This is a genomic window from Pseudomonas sp. TMW22089 (assembly GCF_022496645.1).
GTDB classification, from domain to species: domain Bacteria; phylum Pseudomonadota; class Gammaproteobacteria; order Pseudomonadales; family Pseudomonadaceae; genus Aquipseudomonas; species Aquipseudomonas paraversuta.
This window is the reverse complement of the sequence record NZ_SCFG01000018.1, coordinates 21915-42468: the sequence shown is the minus strand read 5'-3', so window position 1 is coordinate 42468 and position 20554 is coordinate 21915. Positions and strand designations below refer to the sequence as shown.

The 20554-nt window shown below is 59.8% G+C and carries 18 protein-coding genes; 11 read left to right on the top strand and 7 right to left on the bottom strand.

Annotated elements, in window-relative coordinates; translation table 11 throughout:
* Positions 1-146: 146 nt before the first annotated feature.
* Positions 147-1472 (bottom strand): ATP-binding protein, encoded by a 1326-nt coding sequence (locus tag EQV90_RS15955; RefSeq protein WP_029612472.1) that lies wholly within the window; start codon positions 1470-1472, stop codon positions 147-149.
* A complete protein-coding gene (locus tag EQV90_RS15950) occupies positions 1469-2146 on the bottom strand; it encodes a response regulator (RefSeq protein WP_003447260.1) in 678 nt (225 codons plus the stop codon). Before EQV90_RS15950 ends, EQV90_RS15955 begins: the two co-directional genes overlap by 4 nt.
* A 163-nt stretch (positions 2147-2309) precedes the next feature.
* Here EQV90_RS15950 and dsbD point away from each other — a divergent pair, with 163 nt between their 5' ends.
* The 4 genes from dsbD (at position 2310) to EQV90_RS15930 (ending at position 6485) form a co-directional block, all read left to right on the top strand.
* Positions 2310-4049 carry a protein-disulfide reductase DsbD gene (gene dsbD / locus EQV90_RS15945; protein WP_003447258.1) on the top strand — a complete coding sequence of 580 codons (1740 nt, stop codon included), beginning with the start codon at positions 2310-2312 and terminating at the stop codon, positions 4047-4049.
* Complete coding sequence (locus EQV90_RS15940; RefSeq protein ID WP_003447255.1) at positions 4050-4922, top strand: TlpA disulfide reductase family protein; 873 nt, start codon at positions 4050-4052, stop codon at positions 4920-4922.
* Positions 4901-5677, top strand: coding sequence for a thiol:disulfide interchange protein DsbG (gene dsbG / locus EQV90_RS15935; protein ID WP_003447252.1), 777 nt, complete (start codon positions 4901-4903; stop codon positions 5675-5677). The genes EQV90_RS15940 and dsbG overlap by 22 nt, the downstream gene beginning before the upstream one ends.
* A 259-nt stretch (positions 5678-5936) precedes the next feature.
* Positions 5937-6485, top strand: a complete 549-nt coding sequence (locus EQV90_RS15930) for an RNA polymerase factor sigma-70 (RefSeq protein ID WP_003447249.1) — start codon at positions 5937-5939, stop codon at positions 6483-6485.
* 45 nt (positions 6486-6530) lie between these two features.
* Here EQV90_RS15930 and EQV90_RS15925 read toward each other — a convergent pair whose 3' ends face one another.
* A complete protein-coding gene (locus EQV90_RS15925; RefSeq protein ID WP_177412949.1) occupies positions 6531-7322 on the bottom strand; it encodes a transporter substrate-binding domain-containing protein in 792 nt (263 codons plus the stop codon).
* 207 nt (positions 7323-7529) lie between these two features.
* Between EQV90_RS15925 and EQV90_RS15920 the strand changes: the two genes are divergently transcribed.
* Together EQV90_RS15920 and EQV90_RS15915 are read left to right on the top strand one after the other, a co-directional pair.
* Entirely contained in the window at positions 7530-8072 is a 543-nt protein-coding gene (locus EQV90_RS15920; protein ID WP_003447245.1) for an exonuclease domain-containing protein, read from the top strand.
* A 79-nt stretch (positions 8073-8151) separates the two neighbouring features.
* Entirely contained in the window at positions 8152-8433 is a 282-nt protein-coding gene (locus tag EQV90_RS15915; protein ID WP_003447243.1) for a pyrimidine/purine nucleoside phosphorylase, read from the top strand.
* A 67-nt stretch (positions 8434-8500) separates the two neighbouring features.
* Here the strand turns inward: EQV90_RS15915 and EQV90_RS15910 are convergent, their stop codons facing one another.
* Positions 8501-10276 carry an ABC transporter transmembrane domain-containing protein gene (locus tag EQV90_RS15910; protein ID WP_165439657.1) on the bottom strand — a complete coding sequence of 592 codons (1776 nt, stop codon included), beginning with the start codon at positions 10274-10276 and terminating at the stop codon, positions 8501-8503.
* A 229-nt stretch (positions 10277-10505) separates the two neighbouring features.
* Here EQV90_RS15910 and EQV90_RS15905 point away from each other — a divergent pair, with 229 nt between their 5' ends.
* The gene (locus EQV90_RS15905) at positions 10506-10682 is read left to right on the top strand and encodes a PA1571 family protein (protein WP_003447239.1); all 177 of its coding nucleotides are present in this window, start codon (positions 10506-10508) and stop codon (positions 10680-10682) included.
* Between the two features lie 140 nt (positions 10683-10822).
* Here EQV90_RS15905 and pdxB read toward each other — a convergent pair whose 3' ends face one another.
* Positions 10823-11965 (bottom strand): 4-phosphoerythronate dehydrogenase PdxB, encoded by a 1143-nt coding sequence (pdxB, locus tag EQV90_RS15900; RefSeq protein WP_003447236.1) that lies wholly within the window; start codon positions 11963-11965, stop codon positions 10823-10825.
* Positions 11966-12140: 175 nt separating this feature from the next.
* Between pdxB and EQV90_RS15895 the strand changes: the two genes are divergently transcribed.
* Positions 12141-13538: an MATE family efflux transporter gene (locus tag EQV90_RS15895; protein ID WP_003447235.1), complete on the top strand. Its 1398-nt coding sequence runs from the start codon at positions 12141-12143 to the stop codon at positions 13536-13538.
* Between the two features lie 45 nt (positions 13539-13583).
* Here the strand turns inward: EQV90_RS15895 and tusA are convergent, their stop codons facing one another.
* Both tusA and rlmM read right to left on the bottom strand, forming a co-directional pair.
* A complete protein-coding gene (gene tusA / locus EQV90_RS15890) occupies positions 13584-13832 on the bottom strand; it encodes a sulfurtransferase TusA (RefSeq protein WP_003447233.1) in 249 nt (82 codons plus the stop codon).
* Between the two features lie 14 nt (positions 13833-13846).
* Complete coding sequence (rlmM, locus tag EQV90_RS15885) at positions 13847-14923, bottom strand: 23S rRNA (cytidine(2498)-2'-O)-methyltransferase RlmM (RefSeq protein WP_240878392.1); 1077 nt, start codon at positions 14921-14923, stop codon at positions 13847-13849.
* Between the two features lie 215 nt (positions 14924-15138).
* Between rlmM and acnA the strand changes: the two genes are divergently transcribed.
* From acnA to EQV90_RS15870, 3 genes are all read left to right on the top strand, one after another.
* A complete protein-coding gene (gene acnA / locus EQV90_RS15880) occupies positions 15139-17880 on the top strand; it encodes an aconitate hydratase AcnA (RefSeq protein ID WP_003447230.1) in 2742 nt (913 codons plus the stop codon).
* A gap of 182 nt (positions 17881-18062) precedes the next feature.
* Positions 18063-18854 (top strand): type II CAAX endopeptidase family protein, encoded by a 792-nt coding sequence (locus EQV90_RS15875; RefSeq protein WP_003447228.1) that lies wholly within the window; start codon positions 18063-18065, stop codon positions 18852-18854.
* A 108-nt stretch (positions 18855-18962) separates the two neighbouring features.
* Positions 18963-20528: a PAS domain-containing methyl-accepting chemotaxis protein gene (locus tag EQV90_RS15870; RefSeq protein ID WP_240878391.1), complete on the top strand. Its 1566-nt coding sequence runs from the start codon at positions 18963-18965 to the stop codon at positions 20526-20528.
* Positions 20529-20554: the final 26 nt, after the last annotated feature.

Here is a 20554-nt window from a genome sequence, read left to right as displayed (position 1 = left end):
CTGAGCGACAAGATTCAGATCAATAAAACCCTTGAAAAAAAGCCAGCCCCTTACCCTGTGGGAGCTGGCTTGCCAGCGATGGGTCACCGGCACGTTCAGATAGTCCGAGGTGCCAATATCGCAGGCAGCCAGCTCACATAGGCAGCTCAAGGGGTTTTCAACGGCATCCGCAGGTCAACCCGCAACCCGTCCGGTCGACTGTCGAAGTTCAGGTCGCCGCCACACCGCTCGACGATCGCCTGCACGATGGCCAGCCCCAGGCCACAGCCGTTGCTGTTGCCATTGCGCCAGAAGCGCTGGGTCATGTGTTGCAGGGTTTGCGGGGGGATGCCCGGCCCGTGGTCGCGCACCACAAAATGCACCGAGCGGCCCTCAACCCGCAGTTGCAGTTCGACCTGGGTATCTGCCGGGGTGTGACGCAGGGCGTTGTCCAACAGGTTGCGCAATGCGGCAATGGCCAGTACCGAAGGCACCTCCAGTGCCGTGCCCGGCAACCCTTCTGGCAGTTGCAGGTCAATGCGCTCGGCCGCCCCGCTCGCGGCATCGTGGATGGCCAGGCGTGCCACCTGCTCGGCCGAACACAGCACACCGTCATCGAACGACAAACTGCCCTCCACCCGCGCCAGCAGCAGCAATTGTTCGAGGGTTCGATGCAAGCGGTCAGTGGCGGCTTCAGCGTGGGCCAGGGACTTGTCACGCGCGGCGCCTTCGGTCATGCGCGCCACTTGCAGATGGGTCTTGATCGCCGTCAACGGGCTGCGCAGTTCATGGGCAGCATCCCCCGTGAGGCGACGCTCGCGCTCGATGGCTTTGGCGATGCGCGACAACAGCTGGTTCTGGGAGTCGAGCAGCGGTTTCAGTTCACTGGGCAGCGGTTCGATCTGCAAGGGCTGCAACGAATCGGCATCGCGGCGCATCAAGGCTTCACGCATGCGCTTGAGAGGCGCCAGTCCCTGACCGATACCCAGCCACAACAACAGCAGGCAAACCATCAACGCCATGCCCACCGGCACCGAGGCCGCAAGCAATACCGAGAGGTTCAGCGCTTCGCGTTCGACCTGACGGTCAGCGGTGGTGATGCGTACATCGCCGCGGTCCAGGGTGAAAGTACGCCACACGGCACCATCGATTACCTGATCATGGAAACCGGCCGCCTCGGACTGCATCGGCTGGTCCGGATTGTTGTGGCTGCGGGCCAGAATCTCGCCGCGCAGGGAGCTGACCTGACAGGCCATGCCACCCGGGATGGTCAGTTGTTCAGCGCTGAAATGGGTGCCCTCGCCTTTGACCGGTAATTGCGGCAGCTGCTCCAGCAACCCCGCCACCATCCGCGCCGATGCCACCAGCCGCTGATCAAGGGAGAACATCATTTGTTGACGCAGGTCGCTGAGCATCCAGGCGGCGGCCAGGGCCCAGACCAGCACGAACGCCGAGCCGATGGTCAGGCTCAAACGCAGTCGCATACTCATCATGGCTGCCCGACACCATCGGCCGGGCCCAGGCGATAGCCCAGGCCACGGACGGTTTCGACAATGCCATTGCCCAGCTTTCGGCGCAGGTGATGGATATGTACGTTCAGGGCATTGCTCTCCAGTTCGTCGCCAAAGCCATAGATGCTGTCCTTGAGCTGCTCGCTGGACAGCACCCGACCACGGTTGTGCAGCAAGGCTTGCAGCAGCGCCTGCTCCCGACGTGACAAGTCCACCGGCTGGCCGGCAAGCAGGGTCACGCGGCTGCTGGGGTCATAGCTCAGCTGACCATGCTCGATCAGATTGACGCTGCGCCCTGCCACCCGGCGCAACAGGGTGTGCAAACGGGCCGCGAGCTCGCGCAGATCAAAGGGCTTGAGCAGGTAATCATCGGCTCCGGCCTGCAGGCCATCGACCCGGTCAGTCACCGAGTCCCGTGCGGTGAGCACCAGTACCGGCAGCTCGAAGCCTTGCTGACGCAGCTGTTGCAACAGCTTGAGGCCGTCTTCATCCGGCAGGCCGAGGTCGAGCACCATCACATCGAACTCCGCCACTTTGAGCATGGCCCTGGCCGCTGCTGCGGTGCCTACGTGCTCCACCGTCAGGCCCTGAGCCGTGAGCCCGGCCACAATGCCGCTGGCGATCAGTTCGTCATCTTCGCAAACCAGTACATGCATGCTGATACCCGCGTAAATGTGGCCGATTAAAAGGCGACAGGATTAAGGCCCGATTATGCCGTTAAAGGGCCGATGGCGGGCCAACTGACTGTACAACGTTTAATAATCAGTTAATGGGTTGCCAGCACTGTAGCGCCACTTGTGATTGCTTAAGGTTTTAAAGATGCGTTTGTTGATGACTTTGTTGCTGGTGTGTTTCGCCGGTCTGGCTCAAGCCAAGGGCACGGACGATCCTTTCGCACAGCCCGACTTCCTGCCTGCCAATAAAGCCTTCGAGTTCAGCTCTGAAGCCATGCCGTCCGGCGAAACCCGCCTGCACTGGAAGGTCGCCGACACCTATTACCTGTATCAAAAGCGCTTGAAGTTTGACGGCCTGGACGAAGCGCACAAGCCTGCGCTGCCACAAGGGCAGGAACACAGCGACGAGTTTTTTGGCGAGACCCAGGTCTATCGCGACAGCCTTGAATTGCTGATTCCGGCAGGTGCCAGCGGCCAGGTCAAAGTCAGCTGGCAAGGCTGTGCCGATGCCGGCCTGTGCTACCCGCCGCAGAGCCAGACAGTGGACCTGGGCGGCACTGCACCGGTTGCAGCGCAAGGCCAGGCTCAGGACCAGTCCCTGGCCGCCAGCTTGCAACAGAGCTCGCTGGGCTGGAGCTTGCTGCTGTTCTTCGGTTTGGGCCTGTTGCTGGCCTTTACCCCGTGCTCGCTGCCGATGCTGCCGATTCTGGCCGGACTGGTGGTGGGCAGCGGCGCCAGCGCCGGACGCGGCTTTGCAGTGGCAGGCAGTTACGTCATCAGCATGGCGCTGGTATATGCCGGGCTGGGCGTGCTGGCCGCACTGCTGGGCGCCAACTTGCAATCACTGCTGCAACAACCCTGGTTACTGGGCAGCTTTGCCGCCCTGTTCGTGGTGCTGTCGCTGCCAATGTTTGGCTTCTTCGAACTGCAATTGCCCGCAGCGCTGCGTGACCGGCTGGAAACCGCCGGCCGCGGGCGTAAAGGCGGGAGCCTGCTGGGTGCGGGCATTCTTGGCGCGCTGTCCGGCTTGCTGGTCGGCCCGTGCATGACCGCCCCGCTGGCCGGCGCCCTGCTGTATATCGCGCAAAGCGGCAATGCCGTGCAAGGTGGCCTGGTGCTGTTTGTGATGGGGCTCGGCATCGGCGTTCCACTGTTGCTGCTGGTCACCGTCGGCAGCCGCTTCCTGCCCAAGCCTGGGGCCTGGATGAACCTGATGAAAGGCCTGTTCGGCTTCCTGTTCCTGGGCACGGCCCTGCTGCTGGTCCGCCCGGTGCTCGACGAATCCCTGTGGGTCGGCTTGTGGGGCGTGTTGCTGGTTCTGGTGGCGTGCAGCCTGTGGCAACAGGCGCAGACCTTCCTGCGCGCCAGAATGCTGTTCAGCCCGCTCAGTCTGCTGGCCGGTCTGTGGGGCAGCCTGTTACTGGTGGGAGCAGCCGGTGGCGGTTCCGATCTGTGGCAACCGTTGCAGGTGTATACCGCCAAAACAGTCGCCGGCAGCAGCGCCACGACTGCCCATGATGCCTTCATCACCATCAAGGACCCCGCCAGCCTCGAGCGCGAACTGGCCAGTGCCAAGGAACAAGGGCAATGGGTGTTGTTCGATTACTACGCCGACTGGTGTGTGTCCTGCAAGGTCATGGAAAAACAGGTCTTTGCCAAGCCTCAGGTGATGCAGGCGCTAGAGGGCGTGCGCCTGTTGCGTCTTGATGTGACCGCCGATAATGTCGCCAGCCGCGAATTGCTCAGCCGCTATCAAGTCCCCGGGCCTCCCAGCTTCATCTGGATCGGCCCCGACGGTGCAGAGCGACGTGGGCAACGCATCACCGGCGAAGTCAACGCCGAGACCTTTTTGAATAACTGGAATGCCACTCGGGAACTCCTCTAAATGCTCACTCTGACCATTGGTTCATTTGCCCTGGCCATCAACCACTTACTGCTGATACTGGCCCTCGCCCTGGCGACGCTGGTGGGTTGGCGGGTGGCCAAACGCGGTGGCGAAAACCCTGAGTCAGTGTTGTTCAGCCTGTTCTTGCTGGGTTTGCTGGTGGCCCGCATCGGCTTTGTGATCAGCTACTGGCGCTACTTCCAGAAGGACCTGCTGCAGATTCTCGACCTGCGCGACGGTGGTTTTGTGTTGTGGCCGGGGTTATTGGCGGTGGTGATCGGCGCAGTGATCTGGGGCTGGCGCCGCCAGGGGCTGCGGCGCCCTCTGGGCTGGGGGCTGGGTACTGGCCTGGCGTTCTGGCTGCTGGCCACGTTCTCGTCCAGCCTCTACGAACAAGGCACACGCATGCCCGAACTGGTGTTGCGCAATGCCAGTGGCGAATCGGTGCAACTGAGCAGTTATCAGGGCGGCCCGCTGGTCATCAACCTGTGGGCCACCTGGTGTCCGCCTTGCCGCCGGGAAATGCCGGTGCTGCAAAACGCTCAGCATCAACACCAGGACGTGACCTTCCTGTTCGTCAATCAGGGCGAGAGCATGCAGAGCGTCAGCACCTTCCTTGAAACCCAAGGTCTGAACCTCAGCAACGTGCTGTTCGACAGCGGCGGCCAACTGGCACAAAAAGTGGGTTCGATGGCCCTGCCCACTACCCTGTTCTACAGTCCTGAAGGCCGCCTGCTGGGCAGTCATCTGGGCGAGCTGTCCGAAGCCAGCCTGGCCCGTGCGCTGGAAAGCTTCGATCAGAACAATTCAATGTCGGCCCACCAGGCCGACCCTGCTAGGAATCTGCAAAAATGTTTAACCGCAAACTGCTAAACCTGAGCATAACCACCCTGCTGGGCGCCGCCCTGCTGCAATCGTCGCTGGTGCACGCTGAAGAGTGGCCGGCGCCGATCAAGAAGATTGAAGCCAAAGGTGCAAAAATCATTGGCAGTTTCGATGCGCCCAGCGGCATGCGTGGCTATGCCGCGCAGTACCAGAACCGTGGCATGGCCCTGTATTTGACCCCGGATGGCAAAAACGTGCTGGTGGGCAATCTGTATGACGCTGATGGCAAGGACCTGAGCCTGGCACCGCTGCAAAAGCTGGTGTACGAGCCGATGGCCAAGCAGGTCTGGGCCAATATGGAAAAGAGCAACTGGATTGCCGACGGCAAGAAAGATGCACCGCGCATCGTTTACCTGTTCAGCGACCCGAACTGCCCGTACTGCAACATGTTCTGGGAACAGGCCCGTCCATGGGTAGAGTCGGGCAAGGTACAGCTGCGCCATATCATGGTCGGCATCATCCGCGAAGACAGCCCGGCAAAATCTGCTGCGTTGCTGGCCGCCAAAGACCCGCAGCAGGCCCTGCACGAACATGAGCAAGCCGGCAAGGCCAGCAAGCTCAAGCCCCTGACCAAGATCCCGGCTGACGTTCAAGCCAAGCTGGATGCCAATGCACAGTTGATGACTGACCTCGATGTGTCGGCCACCCCGGCGATTTTCTACCTCGACGAACAAGGCAACCTGCAACAACAGCAAGGCGCACCGTCACCGGACAAACTGGTGAAAATCCTCGGTCCCAAATAACCCCGAAATGCCTGCAGGAGCAAGCTCGCTCCTGCAGATTTGCCTTGAGAACGTTTGTGCCGGACAGATCATGGGACCGGCCAATAGTGGCGTTTTAGAGGCACCGCCGGGCGATGTGAACAACCTCTCAATCCTCCATTTCAAGCGCCATTAATTCTCTTTCTCAATTGACAATAATTATCATTCAGCCTAATTTGTTGCGAGCTGTGTAGGACGCTTACCGAGCCCTGCACTCATTCACTCGCAACAGGTGATCTCCATGACGGAACAAGTGTCCACAAGCAGGTGCGACTCACCCCTACTCCAAGCCTTCGTTGATAACCGGCTGATCCTGGTCAAAATCGCAGCTCGTATCACCGGCTGCCGATCCAGGGCTGAAGATGTGGTGCAGGACGCTTTCTTCCGCTTGCAGTCTGCGCCGCAGATCACTTCATCATTCAAGGCGCAACTGAGTTACTTGTTCCAGATCGTGCGCAACCTGGCAATTGACCACTACCGCAAGCAGGCGCTCGAACAGAAGTATTCGGGAACTGAAGAGGAAGGTTTGAATGTGGTCATTCACGGCGCGTCTCCAGAAACCTCGCACATCAATTTTTCGACGCTGGAGCACATCGCGGTCGCCCTGACCGAACTGCCGAGCCGCACCCGTTATGCGTTCGAGATGTATCGCCTGCACGGCGTGCAGCAAAAAGATATCGCCAAGGAATTGGGAGTATCACCGACCCTGGTGAACTTCATGATTCGGGATGCGCTGGTGCATTGCCGAAAAGTGTCGGGAACCCAGCCGGATATCTTTGCCAGACACTGAGAACCCCCACCTGCAGGAGCTCGCTGCGGCAAATACCCGGCGCCCCTAGGGTACGGCCTGGGCCCCGGGTATTTGCGCGGGTACCTGGGCAATTTTATAAGGCGCGAAGATCGAGGCAAACTGGCCATTGTCACGCAGCGCCTGCAGCATCTTCGCCAACTGCGCACCCTGGATCGGCGCCCGGGGACTCAATAACGCGTAGTGATGGTAGATATAGTCGACCCGGTCGGACACCAGCACCGTTGGTTCAATCTGCGGATTCTTGTTCAGCAGGTCGATGAGATGGGAACGGGTAATCAGCGCGATATCTGCCCGCCCGCGCAGGACCATCTGTAAATTGCTGGCGTGGGAGTAAGTCAGGCTGGCGTGGAATTTTTCGGTCAGGGCCTTGGGCGAAGTATTGAATCCGGCAAAGGCATAGTGATAGCCGTTAAAGAGCGCGAGCCGCTTGTTGGCCAGGTCGCCAAAATAGGTTTGCCCACGGCCAGGCTGGCGCTTGGCGACAAACACTTCGACATCTTCCAGCCCCATGTCTACCGGATTATGCGCAATGGTATTCCAGCCCCAGGTCGGGTTTTCGAATAGCACCATGTCCATGCGCCCCTGCTCGAACTCACGGTAGCGCCGAGCATTGGAGGTAGGGACGATGACGAAGTGGTAGTCCCCCTGCAATTGATTCAAGGCGTCGAGCAGTTGCGGCAACAGGCCGGTATCGACGCCGATTTCCGGGCGCACGGTATAGGGCGGAAAATGGGCCGCCCCCACTCTGACTTCCTGGACAGCCCAGGCGGGTGTCAGAAAAAATGTGCCCAAGGACAGCACTGCACAATGGACCATCCACACTGGCAAACACTTCAAAGCCATGCACCCCTGGTCGAGCCCATCACTGGAACTTATTGATCTGCGCACAACCTGACATCATGCGTGCGCGTAATTTAAGGGTGCACAGGTTATCAAGCAAGAGCCGGACCGGCCCACTACAAATTTGCGCTGCTTTAGCTACGCTCCCCTTCTCAACGCCGATGCTGTTTAAGGAAGCTGCACATGCCTCACTGGCTGGTTATTGACCTGGAAGCGACTACCGATGATGGCGGCTGGCCGATAGAAGAAATGGAAGTCATTGAAATCGGCGCCAGTGTAGTCACTCGAGCCGGGCGGGAGGTGGACCACTTCCAGCGCTTTATCCGCCCGCAACGGCGTCCGCTGCTGACCCCTTTTTGCCGTCATCTGACCCGTATCACCCAGGCCAATATTGATGCCGGGGCTCCGCTGCCGCAGGTCTGGGAGCAGTTCGAGCGCTGGCTCGGCCAGCACCTGCCCAAACTTGAAGGCTGGGCCAGCTGGGGTGACTACGACCGCAAGCAGCTGGAGCAGGAATGGCAGCAGAAAAAACTCGACAGTGCGCTGGCTCGTTTGCCACACATGAACCTCAAGCAGCAATTTGCCCAGGCCCGCCAGCTAAAGAGTGCGCCGGGGCTTAACAGTGCCCTGCAACTGGCAGGCATGCAGTTCAACGGGCAGCAGCATCGGGCACTGGAAGATGCCCGTAACACTGCCCGCCTGTTGCCGCTGATCCTCAAGGTTTAGCGGCCATAAAATGGCGTGACGGGATAAAACGGCTTCTGCATACTGGCCAGCCCTTTTTAGCCCATTCCGAGGAATCGCCATGTTTAAAGTCAACGAATACTTCGACGGTACCGTCAAGTCGATTGCCTTCGCACAAGCCGAAGGCAAAGCCACCATTGGCGTCATGGCCCCGGGTGAATACGAGTTCGGCACCGCCGAGCGCGAAATCATGCACGTGGTATCGGGCGAGTTGAGCGTCAAACTGCCAGGCAGCGAGCAGTTTCAGACTTTCGCCACCGGGAGCCAGTTCAACGTACCGGCCAACAGCAAGTTCCAGCTCAAGGTCGTGGTTGAGACTGCTTACCTGTGTGAATACCGCTAAAAATCTGTAGGAGCGAGCTTGCTCGCGAGCTGTTTAAAGAGCTCGCGAGCAAGCTCGCTCCTACACGTCATTGCGTGCCCATATCCACATTGAACTGCAACGCCGCCAGCCGCGCATACAGCGGGTTGCTGGCGATCAATTGCGCGTGGGTACCTATCGCCACCAGCTTGCCCTGATCCATCACCGCAATCCGGTCGGCATTTTGTACGGTGGCCAGGCGGTGGGCGATGACCAGCGTGGTGCGGCCTTGCATCAGGCTCGGCAGGGCTTGCTGGATCAAGTGCTCACTTTGCGCATCGAGGGCACTGGTGGCCTCATCCAGTAGCAGAATCGGCGCATCCACCAGCAGCGCCCGGGCAATGGCCAACCGTTGGCGCTGCCCGCCAGACAAGCCCAGACCGCCATCTCCCAGATGGGTTTTATAACCCTCGGGCATTTGCTGTATGAAATCGTGGGCATGGGCAATCCGTGCCGCGGCTTCGACCTGGGCGTCGGTAGCCAGGGCATTGCCATAGCGGATGTTGTCTTCAATGGTGCCGAAAAACAGGGCCGGGGTTTGCGCCACCAGTGCAAAGCAACGGCGCAGGTCGTGGGGGTCCAGCCGGGTAATGGGCAGGCCTTCGAGCAGGACCTGGCCCGCCTGGGGATCGTAAAAACGCAGCAGCAAATCGAACAACGTCGACTTGCCTGCCCCCGATGGCCCCACCAGAGCCAGGGTTTCGCCCGCATTGATCGTTAGGCTCAGCCCTTCAATGGCATAGCTTTCAGGCCGTGACGGATAAGAAAAGTACAGGTTCTCAAGCTGCAAGTTACCGGCCACCCGCCGGGGCAATACCAGCAAATCGCTGCTCGGCGCCATGATCAGGCTTTTCGATTGCAGCAGCTCGGCAATTCGCTCAGCTGCTCCCGCAGCCTGTTGCAGCTCGCCGATCACCTCGCTCAGGGTGCCAAAGGCACTGCCGACGATCAGGCTGTAAAACACGAATGCCGCCAGCTCGCCGCCGGTAATGCGCCCCGCGATCACGTCCATGCCGCCGACCCACAGCATCACGCCGACCGCCCCCAGCACCAGCAGGATCACCAGGGTAATCAGCCATGAGCGCTGCAGGATGCGTTTGCGGGCGGTGGCAAATGCATTTTCGACGGTGCTGGCAAAGCGCTGTTGATCCTGCTGTTGGTGGTTGTAAGCCTGGACCGTTTTGATCTGGCCCAGGGCTTCGGCCACGTAGCTGCCGACATCGGCGATACGATCCTGGCTCTGGCGCGACAGGGTACGCACGCGGCGGCCAAAGAACAGGATCGGCACCAGTACCAGTGGCAGCGCGACCACCACGATGCTGGTGAGTTTGGGATTGGTGATAAACAGCAGGATCACACCACCTATCACCATCAGGCTGTTGCGCAGGAACAGGGACAAGGACGACCCGATCACCGATTGCAGCAGCGTGGTGTCGGTGGTCAGCCGCGACTGGATTTCCGAACTGCGATTGTTCTCATAAAAGCCCGGATGCAGGCCGATCAGGTGGTTGAACACCTGTCGCCGGATATCAGCCACCACCCGTTCACCAATCCAGGACACCAGATAGAAGCGCACAAATGTACCCACCGACAAAGCCAGCACCAGCAGCAGAAAATAACCGATGGACTGGTTGAGCAAGTGTGGCGACTGGGTCATGAAGCCTTTGTCGACCAGCAGACGAATGCCCTGCCCCATCGAAAGGGTGACACCCGCAGTGACGATCAGGGCCAGCAAGGCACCCACCGCCTGCCAACGATAAGGCGCTACAAAATGGGCGGCCAAGCGAATGGCCCGGCGTTGACGCGAAGAAAGCATGGAAGGCATCCAGAAGAAAGCGTGAAACAGCCTACAACGAAGTCAGCTGCGCAGAGCTAAACCTTTCTCAATCGTTTTGAATATGACCTGAGACAACAAGCCATAGGCATTATCGTTCTAAAGTGAGGGTGGAAGTTTCAGGATATTTCTGTTGGACTGGGTCCGTCGCCAAGCCATGTCACAGTTTGGTCACTAAACGGACCTAAAGTAGCGAGACACCCTGATGAGGAGACAGGCCATGGATTTGCAACACAATGCTCAAGCGGTTCCAGTGATTCGTACGCAAGCCAAGCAATCACTGGGGTGCGCCATTATCGATGAAAATGGCCAGGAAATTTCGATCACTGAAGAGATGATTCAGGACGCCTGCCACGAACTGGAGCTGCGTCTGGTCAAACCTGTGCACAAAGACTGATCCTCGGCAGGAGCGCGGCTTGCCCGCGATGCAGGCGACAGGGTTTAACCGGGTTCCATGCGTCGCGCGGCCCACTCCTGCAACAGCGCTCAGAACATACAACGGCCCCGCTGAAAGGGCCGTTTTTTTGTGCCCGGTGCTTAAACCAACACCCCGCCCAGCGCCTTGACCAATTGCTTCAAGGCCACCGACTCGCCCTCGACATGCACCTCCAGGCCTTCTATCTCACGACGTACCGGATAGTTTTTGCGTAATCCGTCAAACGCCAGCTTCTGCTCTTCGACGCTGCCGATCAGGCTGCGGCGAAAGTCCGCATCATCGCGACGCGGGTCATAGACACCCCGACACAGCATGGCCAGGGCCCAGCCCGGATCAGTATTGGCACTCAGTGCGACCCTCGCCAGCCAGGGTGCCGGCAACAAGTCTGACAGGCTGACCACAGCCGGCTGCCCGAGGAAGTCGCACAGTGCCTGATAGATCTGCGCCGTGCCCCGCTGCTTGCCATCCAGGCTGTAGCCGGCGATATGAGGCGTCGCCAGCACACACATGTCCGCCAGTTGCAGATCCACCTCAGGCTCGTGCTCCCACACATCGAGCACTGCCTGCAGGTCATCGCGCCGGGTCAGGACTTCGCGCAGCGCCTTATTGTCGAGCACCGGACCGCGACTGGCGTTGATCAGCCAGGTCCCCGGCTTGAGTCGGTCCAGGCGCTGGCGGTCAAGCAAATGCCGGGTCGGGAAGCTGCCGCTGGTGCTTAACGGAGTATGCAAACTGAGCACATCGCAGTGCTCGATGATGTGTTCAAGGCTGACGTAGTCGCCACCTTCAGCCGCCTGGCGCGGTGGATCGCAGACCAGTACCTTGAGGCCCAGTGCCCGCAACACATCGACCAGACGCCCGCCCACCTGCCCGGCGCCAATAACCCCGTAGGTGCGCTGAATAAGGTCGACACCTTCGATTTCGGCCAGGGTCAGCAGGCTGCCGAGCACGTAGTCCACCACGCCGCGGGCATTGCAGCCCGGGGCACTGGACCACGCAATACCTGCCTGTTCAAAGTAATCGAGATCAAAATGGTCGGTGCCAATGGTGCAGGTACCGACAAAACGTACCGCACTGCCTTCCAGCAAGTCGCGATCGACCCTGGTCACCGAGCGCACCAGCAACACATCCGCAGCATGCACGTCTGCACGCGTGATCTGGCGTCCCGGCAGACGGCGTATTTCACCGAAGCCGGCAAAGAACTCTTCGATCAGCGGAATATTTTCGTCAGCAACAATCAACATGGCAGGCTCCTTTGGCGGAGTGGCAGTGTAGGCGTTGTAGTCATCAATGGGCCAGCAAGCTGTGCCAAGCACTTTCAATCGCGCTTACAAAGCCCCTACAACTCAAGGTTTGCCGAGCTCCGGGGCAGGCGTACAATCGCCGGCTTTGCGCGTTAAACACTGTGGATGCACGCTTGTGAACTCTGTCACTGATAACACCCCTGCCGCCCCTGTCAGCCGCCCGGCCCGGGTTCGCACGGAAGTGCGGGCGCTATTGGCGCTGGCGTTTCCGATCATCATTTCCCAAGTGGCCACCACGGCCATGGGTTTTGTCGATGCCGTCATGGCCGGACGCGTCGGGCCTCGGGACCTGGCGGCCGTGGCTCTGGGCAATTCGATCTGGATACCGGTGTTTCTGTTGATGTCGGGCATCCTGCTGGCCACCACGCCCAAGGTTGCCCAGCGTTTTGGCGCCAACAATCACCGGGAGATCGGCCCGATCGTGCGCCAGGCCCTGTGGCTGGCGCTGATTACCGGGCTGTGTGCGACATTTATCCTGCTGGGTGCAGAGCCGCTGTTACATCTGATGAAAGTCGCCCCGGACCTGATTGAACCCTGCATGGGCTATTTGCACGGGATCGCCAGCGGCATGCCGGCGGTGGGGCTGTATTGCGTGCTGCGTAACTTCAGTGATGGCCTGGGCCGTACGCGGCCAAGCATGGTGCTGGGGTTGTGTGCCCTGGCGCTCAACATCCCGATCAACTACGTGTTCATTTATGGGCACTTTGGGGTCCCGGCCATGGGTGGCGTGGGCTGTGGCTGGGCGACGGCCATTGTAATGTGGTTTATGGCCCTGGGCATGGTGGCCTGGACCTGGCGTGGTGCGATCTACCAGTCGAGCCGGGTATACAGCCGTTTTGAATGGCCGCAATGGGCAATCATCAAGCGTTTGCTGAGTGTGGGGCTACCGATCGGCATTGCAGTATTTGCCGAGTCGAGCATTTTTGCGGTGATTGCCCTGTTGATCGGCAGCTTGGGGGCAACGGTGGTGGCAGGCCATCAAATCGCTCTGAACTTCAGCTCGCTGGTGTTTATGATCCCCTACTCCCTGGGCATGGCAATCACCGTCCGCGTGGGCCAGGCACTGGGGCGCCAGCAACCGCGCGAAGCACGTTTCGTCGCCGGGGTCGGCATGGGCACTGCGCTGGTATGGGCGGGCATCTCTGCCAGTCTGATCCTGTTGTTGCGCGAGCAGATTGCCACCGTCTACACGGCCGATCCGCTGGTGATCGAGGTGGCGACCATGCTGTTGATGTTTGCCGCCCTGTATCAGTTTTCGGATGTGATTCAGGTGACTGCGGCGGGCGCGTTGCGCGGCTATCAGGACACGCGGGTGACGATGATCCTGACCCTGTTCGCGTATTGGGGGATTGGTTTGCCGGTGGGCTATGCGCTGGGCCTGACCGACTGGTTCGGCCCGGCCAATGGCCCCAGCGGGCTGTGGCAGGGCCTGATTGTAGGCCTGACCTGCGCGGCGCTGATGCTCAGCGTACGCCTGACCCGCAGCGCCAAAGAGCGGATTCGCATGGCATAGACCCACACTGCAGGAGCGAGCAAGCTCGCTCCTGCAGGATCTTGCTCAGTCCTGCTTCTTGCGAATCCAGTACAGGTACTTGCCCGCCTCTTCCTGCTGCCCTACCAGTTCGTGGTCGAGAAACACGCAGAACTTGGGGATGTCACGCCGGGTCGAGGGATCGGTGGCGATGACTTTCAGCAAACCGCCCGGTACCAGGTCACGAATGTGCTGGTGCAGCATCATCACCGGTTCCGGACAGTTAAGGCCGGTAGCGTCCAGAGTGCCGTCAACCGGCAAATCAGCAAAACTCATCAGTTACTCCTGAATCAACGGGATTTGGTTTTTTTCACGTCCAGTCGACGCAAATGGCAGGTCACTTCTTCGCGGTCGTGGTACAGCTGCTTACAGCCGATTTCGACCTGGATACCGCGTTCCTTGAAACCGTCAGCAATGCGATCAAGCAAACGCCGCACTTCGGCATAACGCTGTTTCATCGGCAATTTCAAGTTGACCACCGCTTCGCGGCAATGACCTTCGCCGATCCACTCTTCGAGCATCGCCGCATTACGCGCAGGCTTTTCCACGATGTCGCAGACCATCCAGTCCACCGGCTGCCTGGGCTTGAAGGTGAACCCATCCGCCATCAAGTGCTGCACCAGTCCGGTGTCCATCAGGCTTTCTGCCATCGGGCCGTTGTCAATGGCGGTGACGATCATGCCGCGATTGACCAGCTGCCAGGTCCAGCCGCCGGGCGCTGCGCCAAGGTCAACCCCGGTCATGTCACTGTGCAGGCGCTCATCCCACTGGTCGCGGGGGATGAAGTGGTGCCAGGCTTCTTCCAGCTTGAGGGTCGAACGGCTAGGCGCTTTACGGGGAAATTTCAACCGCGGGATGCCCATGGGCCACATGGCACAGTTGTTCGACTCGGCCAGACCAAGGAACAGTTCGCGTCCACTTTTAACGGTCAACAGCAGCCGCGGTTTCTGCTCATCGTCCTCCACCAGCTTGCCGGCCTTGATCAGGGCTTTGCGCAGGTGAGCATCGAACTTCTTGCAGAAGTTGGACAGCTCTTTGCCGTCATTGGTATCGACCATTTCCAGCCACAGGCTGCCACAGACCGGAAAGTCGGCCATGTGCCCGAGAATCACGCTGATGCGGTCGGTTTCCGGCAGTTCGATAAAACCGCCCCGGGCCCATTGACGCGGGAAAATCAGTTCGGCAAAACGCAAACCGCGCATCAGGCGTTCGGCGCCGCCTTCTTCGGTACAGACAAATTCGGCACAGGCACTGCTCGGCTTGGCCTTGGCATAACCAGAGACATTGAGGCGGGCAGCATGCTCGGCGATTTCGGAGCAGACTTCTCCCTCAAAACCGGGCCGGCAGTGCATAAAAACGGTGTTCATTGAATTACTCCTGGGCAGCAGGCGGGAATTGGCCGGCTGCGCATCCTTGATTTGGAGCAAGGACTGTCACGAAAAGGCCAGCATGATAACTGAGTTCGGAACCTTGAACCCTTATAGACAGTCCAGTTATTAGCCAGATCAATGATTCAGGGCTACGTTAGAAGCTCTGTTCGTTCCACACGATCCGTACCGTGCGGATCAAAAGGAGTCATTTCATGTCCTCCCTTGATAGCCTGAACACCCTCGCCACACTAAAAGTCGACGATAAGACTTATCACTATTTCAGCCTGCCGCTTGCCGCCAAGTCACTGGGGGATTTAAGCCAGCTGCCCATGTCGCTCAAAGTGCTGCTGGAGAACCTGCTGCGCTGGGAAGACGGCAAGACCGTCACCGAACCGGATCTCAAGGCACTGGCCGCCTGGCTCAAGGCGCGGCGCAGCGACCGGGAAATCCAGTACCGCCCGGCCCGGGTGTTGATGCAGGACTTTACCGGCGTGCCGGCGGTGGTCGACCTGGCCGCCATGCGTGCGGCGATGGCCAGGGCCGGAGGCGATCCACAGCGAATCAATCCGCTGTCCCCGGTAGACCTGGTGATTGACCACTCGGTAATGGTCGACAAATTTGCCAGCCCCAGTGCCTTTGAACAAAACGTTGATATTGAGATGGAGCGCAACGGCGAACGTTATGCGTTCCTGCGCTGGGGCCAGGATGCCTTCGACAATTTCAGCGTGGTACCGCCCGGCACCGGGATTTGCCATCAGGTGAACCTGGAGTACCTGGGACGGACAGTCTGGACCAAGGACGAAGACGGCCGCACTTATGCGTTCCCGGACACCCTGGTCGGTACCGACTCCCACACCACCATGATCAATGGCCTGGGTGTACTGGGCTGGGGCGTGGGCGGGATTGAAGCCGAAGCCGCGATGCTCGGCCAGCCGGTTTCGATGCTGATCCCGGAAGTGGTGGGTTTCAAACTCAGCGGCAAACTCAAAGAAGGCATCACCGCCACCGACCTGGTGCTGACGGTGACGCAAATGCTGCGCAGCAAGGGGGTTGTCGGCAAGTTCGTCGAGTTTTTCGGCGATGGACTGGCGGATCTGCCCCTGGCTGACCGCGCCACCATTGCCAACATGGCACCGGAATATGGCGCCACCTGCGGATTTTTCCCGGTCGATCAAATCACCCTGGACTATCTACGCCTGTCCGGGCGCCCCGAAGCCGCCGTAAAACTGGTCGAAGCCTACTGCAAAGCCCAGGGACTGTGGCGCTTGCCGGGCCAGGAGCCGGTCTTCAGCGAAACCCTGGCACTCGACATGGGCAGCGTCGAAGCCAGCCTGGCCGGGCCAAAGCGCCCCCAAGACCGGGTTTCGCTGCCCAATGTCAGCCAGGCTTTTGACGAGTTTATGAGCCTGCAATTCAAACCGGCCAATAAAGAAGAAGGCCGCCTTGAAAGTGAAGGCGGTGGTGGCGTGGCTGTGGGCAATGCCGACTTGATCGGTGAAGTGGACTACAGCGTTGAAGGTCAGACCTATCGCCTGAAAAACGGCGCGGTGGTGATCGCGGCCATTACCTCCTGCACCAACACCTCCAACCCGAGTGTGATGATGGCTGCCGGGCTGGTGGCAAAAAAAGCCGTTGAAAAAGGCCTGAAAAGCCAGCCGTGGGTGAAAACTTCCCTGGCGCCCGGCTCCAAGGTGGTGACTGACTACTACAAGGCCGCAGGCCTGACCCAGTACCTCGACCAGTTGGGCTTCGCCCTGGTGGGTTATGGCTGCACCACCTGCATCGGCAACTCCGGGCCGTTGCCCGAGCCGATCGAAAAAGCCATCACCCAGTCTGACCTGACCGTGGCTTCGGTGTTGTCGGGCAACCGCAACTTTGAAGGACGCGTGCACCCTCTGGTGAAAACCAACTGGCTGGCCTCGCCACCGCTGGTGGTCGCCTACGCCCTGGCCGGCAGCGTGCGTATTGATATCAGCACTCAACCGCTGGGCACCGGTAAAGACGGCAAACCGGTATACCTGCGCGATATCTGGCCCAGCCAGAAAGAAATCGCCGATGCCGTGGCACAGGTGACTACCGCCATGTTCCACAAGGAATACGCCGAGGTGTTTGCCGGTGACGAACAATGGCAGGCCATTGAGGTGCCACAGGCCGCAACCTATGTCTGGCAGAAAGATTCGACTTACATCCAGCATCCCCCTTTCTTCGATGACATCGACGGCCCGCTACCGGTGATCAAGGACGTCAAGGGTGCCCGGGTGCTGGCGTTGCTTGGCGACTCGGTCACCACCGACCACATCTCTCCTGCCGGCAATATCAAGGCGGACAGCCCGGCCGGACGCTATCTGCGCGAGAAAGGCGTCGAACCGCGGGACTTCAACTCCTATGGTTCGCGGCGCGGCAACCATGAAGTGATGATGCGCGGCACCTTTGCCAACATCCGGATTCGCAACGAAATGCTCGGCGGCGAAGAAGGTGGCAATACGATCTTCATCCCGAGCGGCGAAAAGCTGCCAATCTATGATGCGGCGATGCGTTATCAGGCAGCGGGGACACCACTGGTGGTGATTGCCGGCCAGGAATACGGCACCGGTTCCAGTCGCGACTGGGCGGCCAAAGGCACCAACCTGCTGGGGGTCAAAGCGGTGATTGCCGAGAGTTTTGAACGCATCCACCGCTCGAACCTGGTGGGCATGGGCGTGCTGCCGCTGCAATTCAAACTGGACCAGAATCGCAAGAACCTGAAACTCACCGGCAAGGAAACCCTGGATATCCTGGGACTGACGGATGCCGAACTGCAGCCAAGGATGAACCTGACGCTGGTCATCACCCGCGAGGATGGTCAACAGGAAAAAATCGAAGTGCTGTGCCGCATCGACACCCTGAATGAGGTGGAATACTTCAAGGCAGGCGGGATCCTGCACTATGTATTGCGCCAGTTGATTGCCTCCTGAAACGCTCTGGCTACCTCTGGCCGGTCCCGTAGAAAAGCTCGCTCCTGCAGGTGGGGTTGTGTCAGTGAGATCGTATACCGCGACATAGGTTAACCTTGTGCAGGAGCGAGCTTGTCTCGCGATGTATCCTCAGCGCCCCGATCTGCATTCGGGGCGTTTTTTTAACAATTACAAGGATTTTCATGATTGCTCTGCCATGGCCTTATCTGGCATTTCTGAGCCTGGGCTACTGCCTGGCCCTGAGTTACGGCCAATTGACCGCCCAGGCCCTTATCCCGTTGTTTGCCTTGATCCTGGCCGGGCTCGCAGCCCGTCAGCAGCGCCAGCAATGGCTGCGTTATGCCGGTCACGGGCTGTTTGTATTGCTCGCCCTGGCGCTGGCCCTGCACTGGTTACCCGGTTTCCATAATGGCCGCGCCATCAACCCTGAGCGGCTGACACCGGACGCCGTGCCCTTCTCGCTGTACCTCAATCTGGACAAGCCGCTGATCGGCTTCTGGCTATTGCTGGTGTGCCCCTGGATTGCGCCACGCTTCGGCTGGCGGGTTTCGTTTGCCGCCACGTTGATGGCCCTGACCCTGGTGGCGATTGCGGCTCTGGGCGGCGCCATGCTGCTGGGCATGATTACCTGGGCCCCCAAATGGCCAGCCTCTGGCTGGATATGGGTGCTGAACAATTTACTGCTGGTGACCCTGGTGGAAGAAGCCCTGTTTCGCGGCTACATCCAGGGCGGCTTGAGTCGCTGGTTCAAACAACTGCCCCATGGCCAGACTCTGGCCCTGGTCATGGCTGCGCTGCTGTTCGGTCTGGCGCACATGGCCGCTGGCTGGCATTGGGTGCTGCTGTCGGGGATTGCCGGCCTTGGTTATGGCCTGGCCTGGCGCTTCGGCGGGCTGGGTGCGGCAATCGCTACTCACTTCGGGCTGAACCTGCTGCACTTCGTGTTTTTTACCTACCCGATGCGGGCTATCTAGCACACAACGGCTACCGGGGCGTTTCGCCGCACCCGGCAGCCGAAATATAAATTAAACAAATCCCTGGCCATGCCGACAGCCTGTCAAAGTCTTGCGGATAGATATGACATGCGGAATAACCAGCCCATCACCCAACGCGAACGTACGTTCCCCGCTCAGCAACGGTTGATTTCCACCACCGATGCCAAAGGTGTAATCACCTATTGCAACGACGACTTTGTCGAGATCAGCGGTTTTTTGCGTGAAGATCTGATCCGCGCACCACACAACCTCGTGCGCCATCCGGATGTTCCCTCTGCCGTCTTTGAACACATGTGGAGCACCTTGAAAAAAGGCGCGCCGTGGATGGGCATCGTGAAAAACCGTTGCCGCAACGGCGACCATTACTGGGTCAACGCCTACGTGACCCCGGTATTCGAGAATGAGCGCGTGGTGGGCTATGAGTCGGTTCGGGTCAAGCCGAGCGCCGAACAGATCCGCCGTGCCGAAGCCCTGTATTCGCGCCTTAATCGCGGCAAGTCGGCGGTGCCACAGCGCGATAAATGGATCCCCGTGCTGCAGGACTGGCTGCCGTTCATTCTGGTCAGCCAACTGAGTTTCATGATTGGTGCCCTGCTCAATTCCAGTTGGGGCTTTGCCCTGGCGGCCCTGTTGTCGATTCCGCTGGGGTTACTGGGGCTGAGCTGGCAACAGCGCGGGATCAAGCGCTTGCTGCGCCTGGCCGAACAAACCACGTCGGACCCGCTGATTGCGCAGATGTACACCGACAGCCGCGGCCCGCAAGCGCGCCTGGAAATGTCGATTCTGAGTCAGGAAGCACGACTGAAGACCTGCCTGACCCGCCTGCAGGACACCGCCGAGCATTTGAGCGGGCAAGCCCGTCAATCCGATGAGCTGGCACACAAAAGCTCCAAGGGGCTGGAGCGCCAGCGGGTGGAGACCGAACAAGTGGCTACCGCGGTCAATCAGATGGCAGCCACCACCCAGGAAGTTGCCAGCCACGTACAGCGCACGGCTGACGCCACTCAAGAAGCCAATCGCCTGACCAGCCGCGGTCGCGACATTGCCGGTGAAACCCGCGAAGCCATTGAACGCCTGTCCATCGTGGTCGGCGAAACCGGCGCGACAGTCACTCAGCTGGCCAAGGACAGCGATGAAATCGGCGGCGTGGTTGACGTGATCAAAGGCATTGCCGACCAGACCAACCTGCTGGCCTTGAACGCGGCCATCGAAGCCGCACGTGCCGGTGAAATGGGCCGCGGCTTTGCCGTAGTGGCTGACGAAGTGCGCCAACTGGCACAACGCACCAGCCTGTCGACCGGACAGATTCATGGCCTGATCGCCAAGTTGCAGCAGACTGCGGCCACTGCCGTACAGACCATGAATGCCGGGCATCGTCAGGCTGAAGAAGGCGTGGCCCGGGTACTGGAAGCCGACAAGGCCCTGGTGGGCATCAGTGAAGCGGTGGCCAATATCACCGACATGACCACCCAGATCGCGGCAGCCACCGAGGAACAAAGTGCAGTGGCGGAAGAAATCAGCCGCAACATCAGCACCATTGCCGACCTCGCTGACCAGACCTCAGAGCAGGCCCAGCATTCGGCGCGCTTGAGCGAAGAGCTGACCCAGACGGTAAACATCCAGTATTCGCTGGTGGAGCGGTTCAACCGTTAAGCACTGCCCCCCCTTTAACCTGTAGG

Bases quoted from the DNA above. Each gene is read 5' to 3' on its own strand.
- EQV90_RS15915 (WP_003447243.1), top strand. From the start codon at position 8,152: ATGTTTAAAGTCAACGAATACTTCGACGGTACCGTCAAGTCGATTGCC.
- EQV90_RS15955 (WP_029612472.1), bottom strand. From the start codon at position 1,472: ATGATGAGTATGCGACTGCGTTTGAGCCTGACCATCGGCTCGGCGTTC.
- EQV90_RS15925 (WP_177412949.1), bottom strand. From the start codon at position 7,322: ATGGTCCATTGTGCAGTGCTGTCCTTGGGCACATTTTTTCTGACACCC.
- rlmM (WP_240878392.1), bottom strand. From the start codon at position 14,923: ATGAACACCGTTTTTATGCACTGCCGGCCCGGTTTTGAGGGAGAAGTC.
- dsbD (WP_003447258.1), top strand. From the start codon at position 2,310: ATGCGTTTGTTGATGACTTTGTTGCTGGTGTGTTTCGCCGGTCTGGCT.
- acnA (WP_003447230.1), top strand. From the start codon at position 15,139: ATGTCCTCCCTTGATAGCCTGAACACCCTCGCCACACTAAAAGTCGAC.
- EQV90_RS15905 (WP_003447239.1), top strand. From the start codon at position 10,506: ATGGATTTGCAACACAATGCTCAAGCGGTTCCAGTGATTCGTACGCAA.
- dsbG (WP_003447252.1), top strand. From the start codon at position 4,901: ATGTTTAACCGCAAACTGCTAAACCTGAGCATAACCACCCTGCTGGGC.
- EQV90_RS15920 (WP_003447245.1), top strand. From the start codon at position 7,530: ATGCCTCACTGGCTGGTTATTGACCTGGAAGCGACTACCGATGATGGC.
- pdxB (WP_003447236.1), bottom strand. From the start codon at position 11,965: ATGTTGATTGTTGCTGACGAAAATATTCCGCTGATCGAAGAGTTCTTT.
- EQV90_RS15950 (WP_003447260.1), bottom strand. From the start codon at position 2,146: ATGCATGTACTGGTTTGCGAAGATGACGAACTGATCGCCAGCGGCATT.
- EQV90_RS15940 (WP_003447255.1), top strand. From the start codon at position 4,050: ATGCTCACTCTGACCATTGGTTCATTTGCCCTGGCCATCAACCACTTA.
- tusA (WP_003447233.1), bottom strand. From the start codon at position 13,832: ATGAGTTTTGCTGATTTGCCGGTTGACGGCACTCTGGACGCTACCGGC.
- EQV90_RS15930 (WP_003447249.1), top strand. From the start codon at position 5,937: ATGACGGAACAAGTGTCCACAAGCAGGTGCGACTCACCCCTACTCCAA.
- EQV90_RS15870 (WP_240878391.1), top strand. From the start codon at position 18,963: ATGCGGAATAACCAGCCCATCACCCAACGCGAACGTACGTTCCCCGCT.
- EQV90_RS15875 (WP_003447228.1), top strand. From the start codon at position 18,063: ATGATTGCTCTGCCATGGCCTTATCTGGCATTTCTGAGCCTGGGCTAC.
- EQV90_RS15910 (WP_165439657.1), bottom strand. From the start codon at position 10,276: ATGCCTTCCATGCTTTCTTCGCGTCAACGCCGGGCCATTCGCTTGGCC.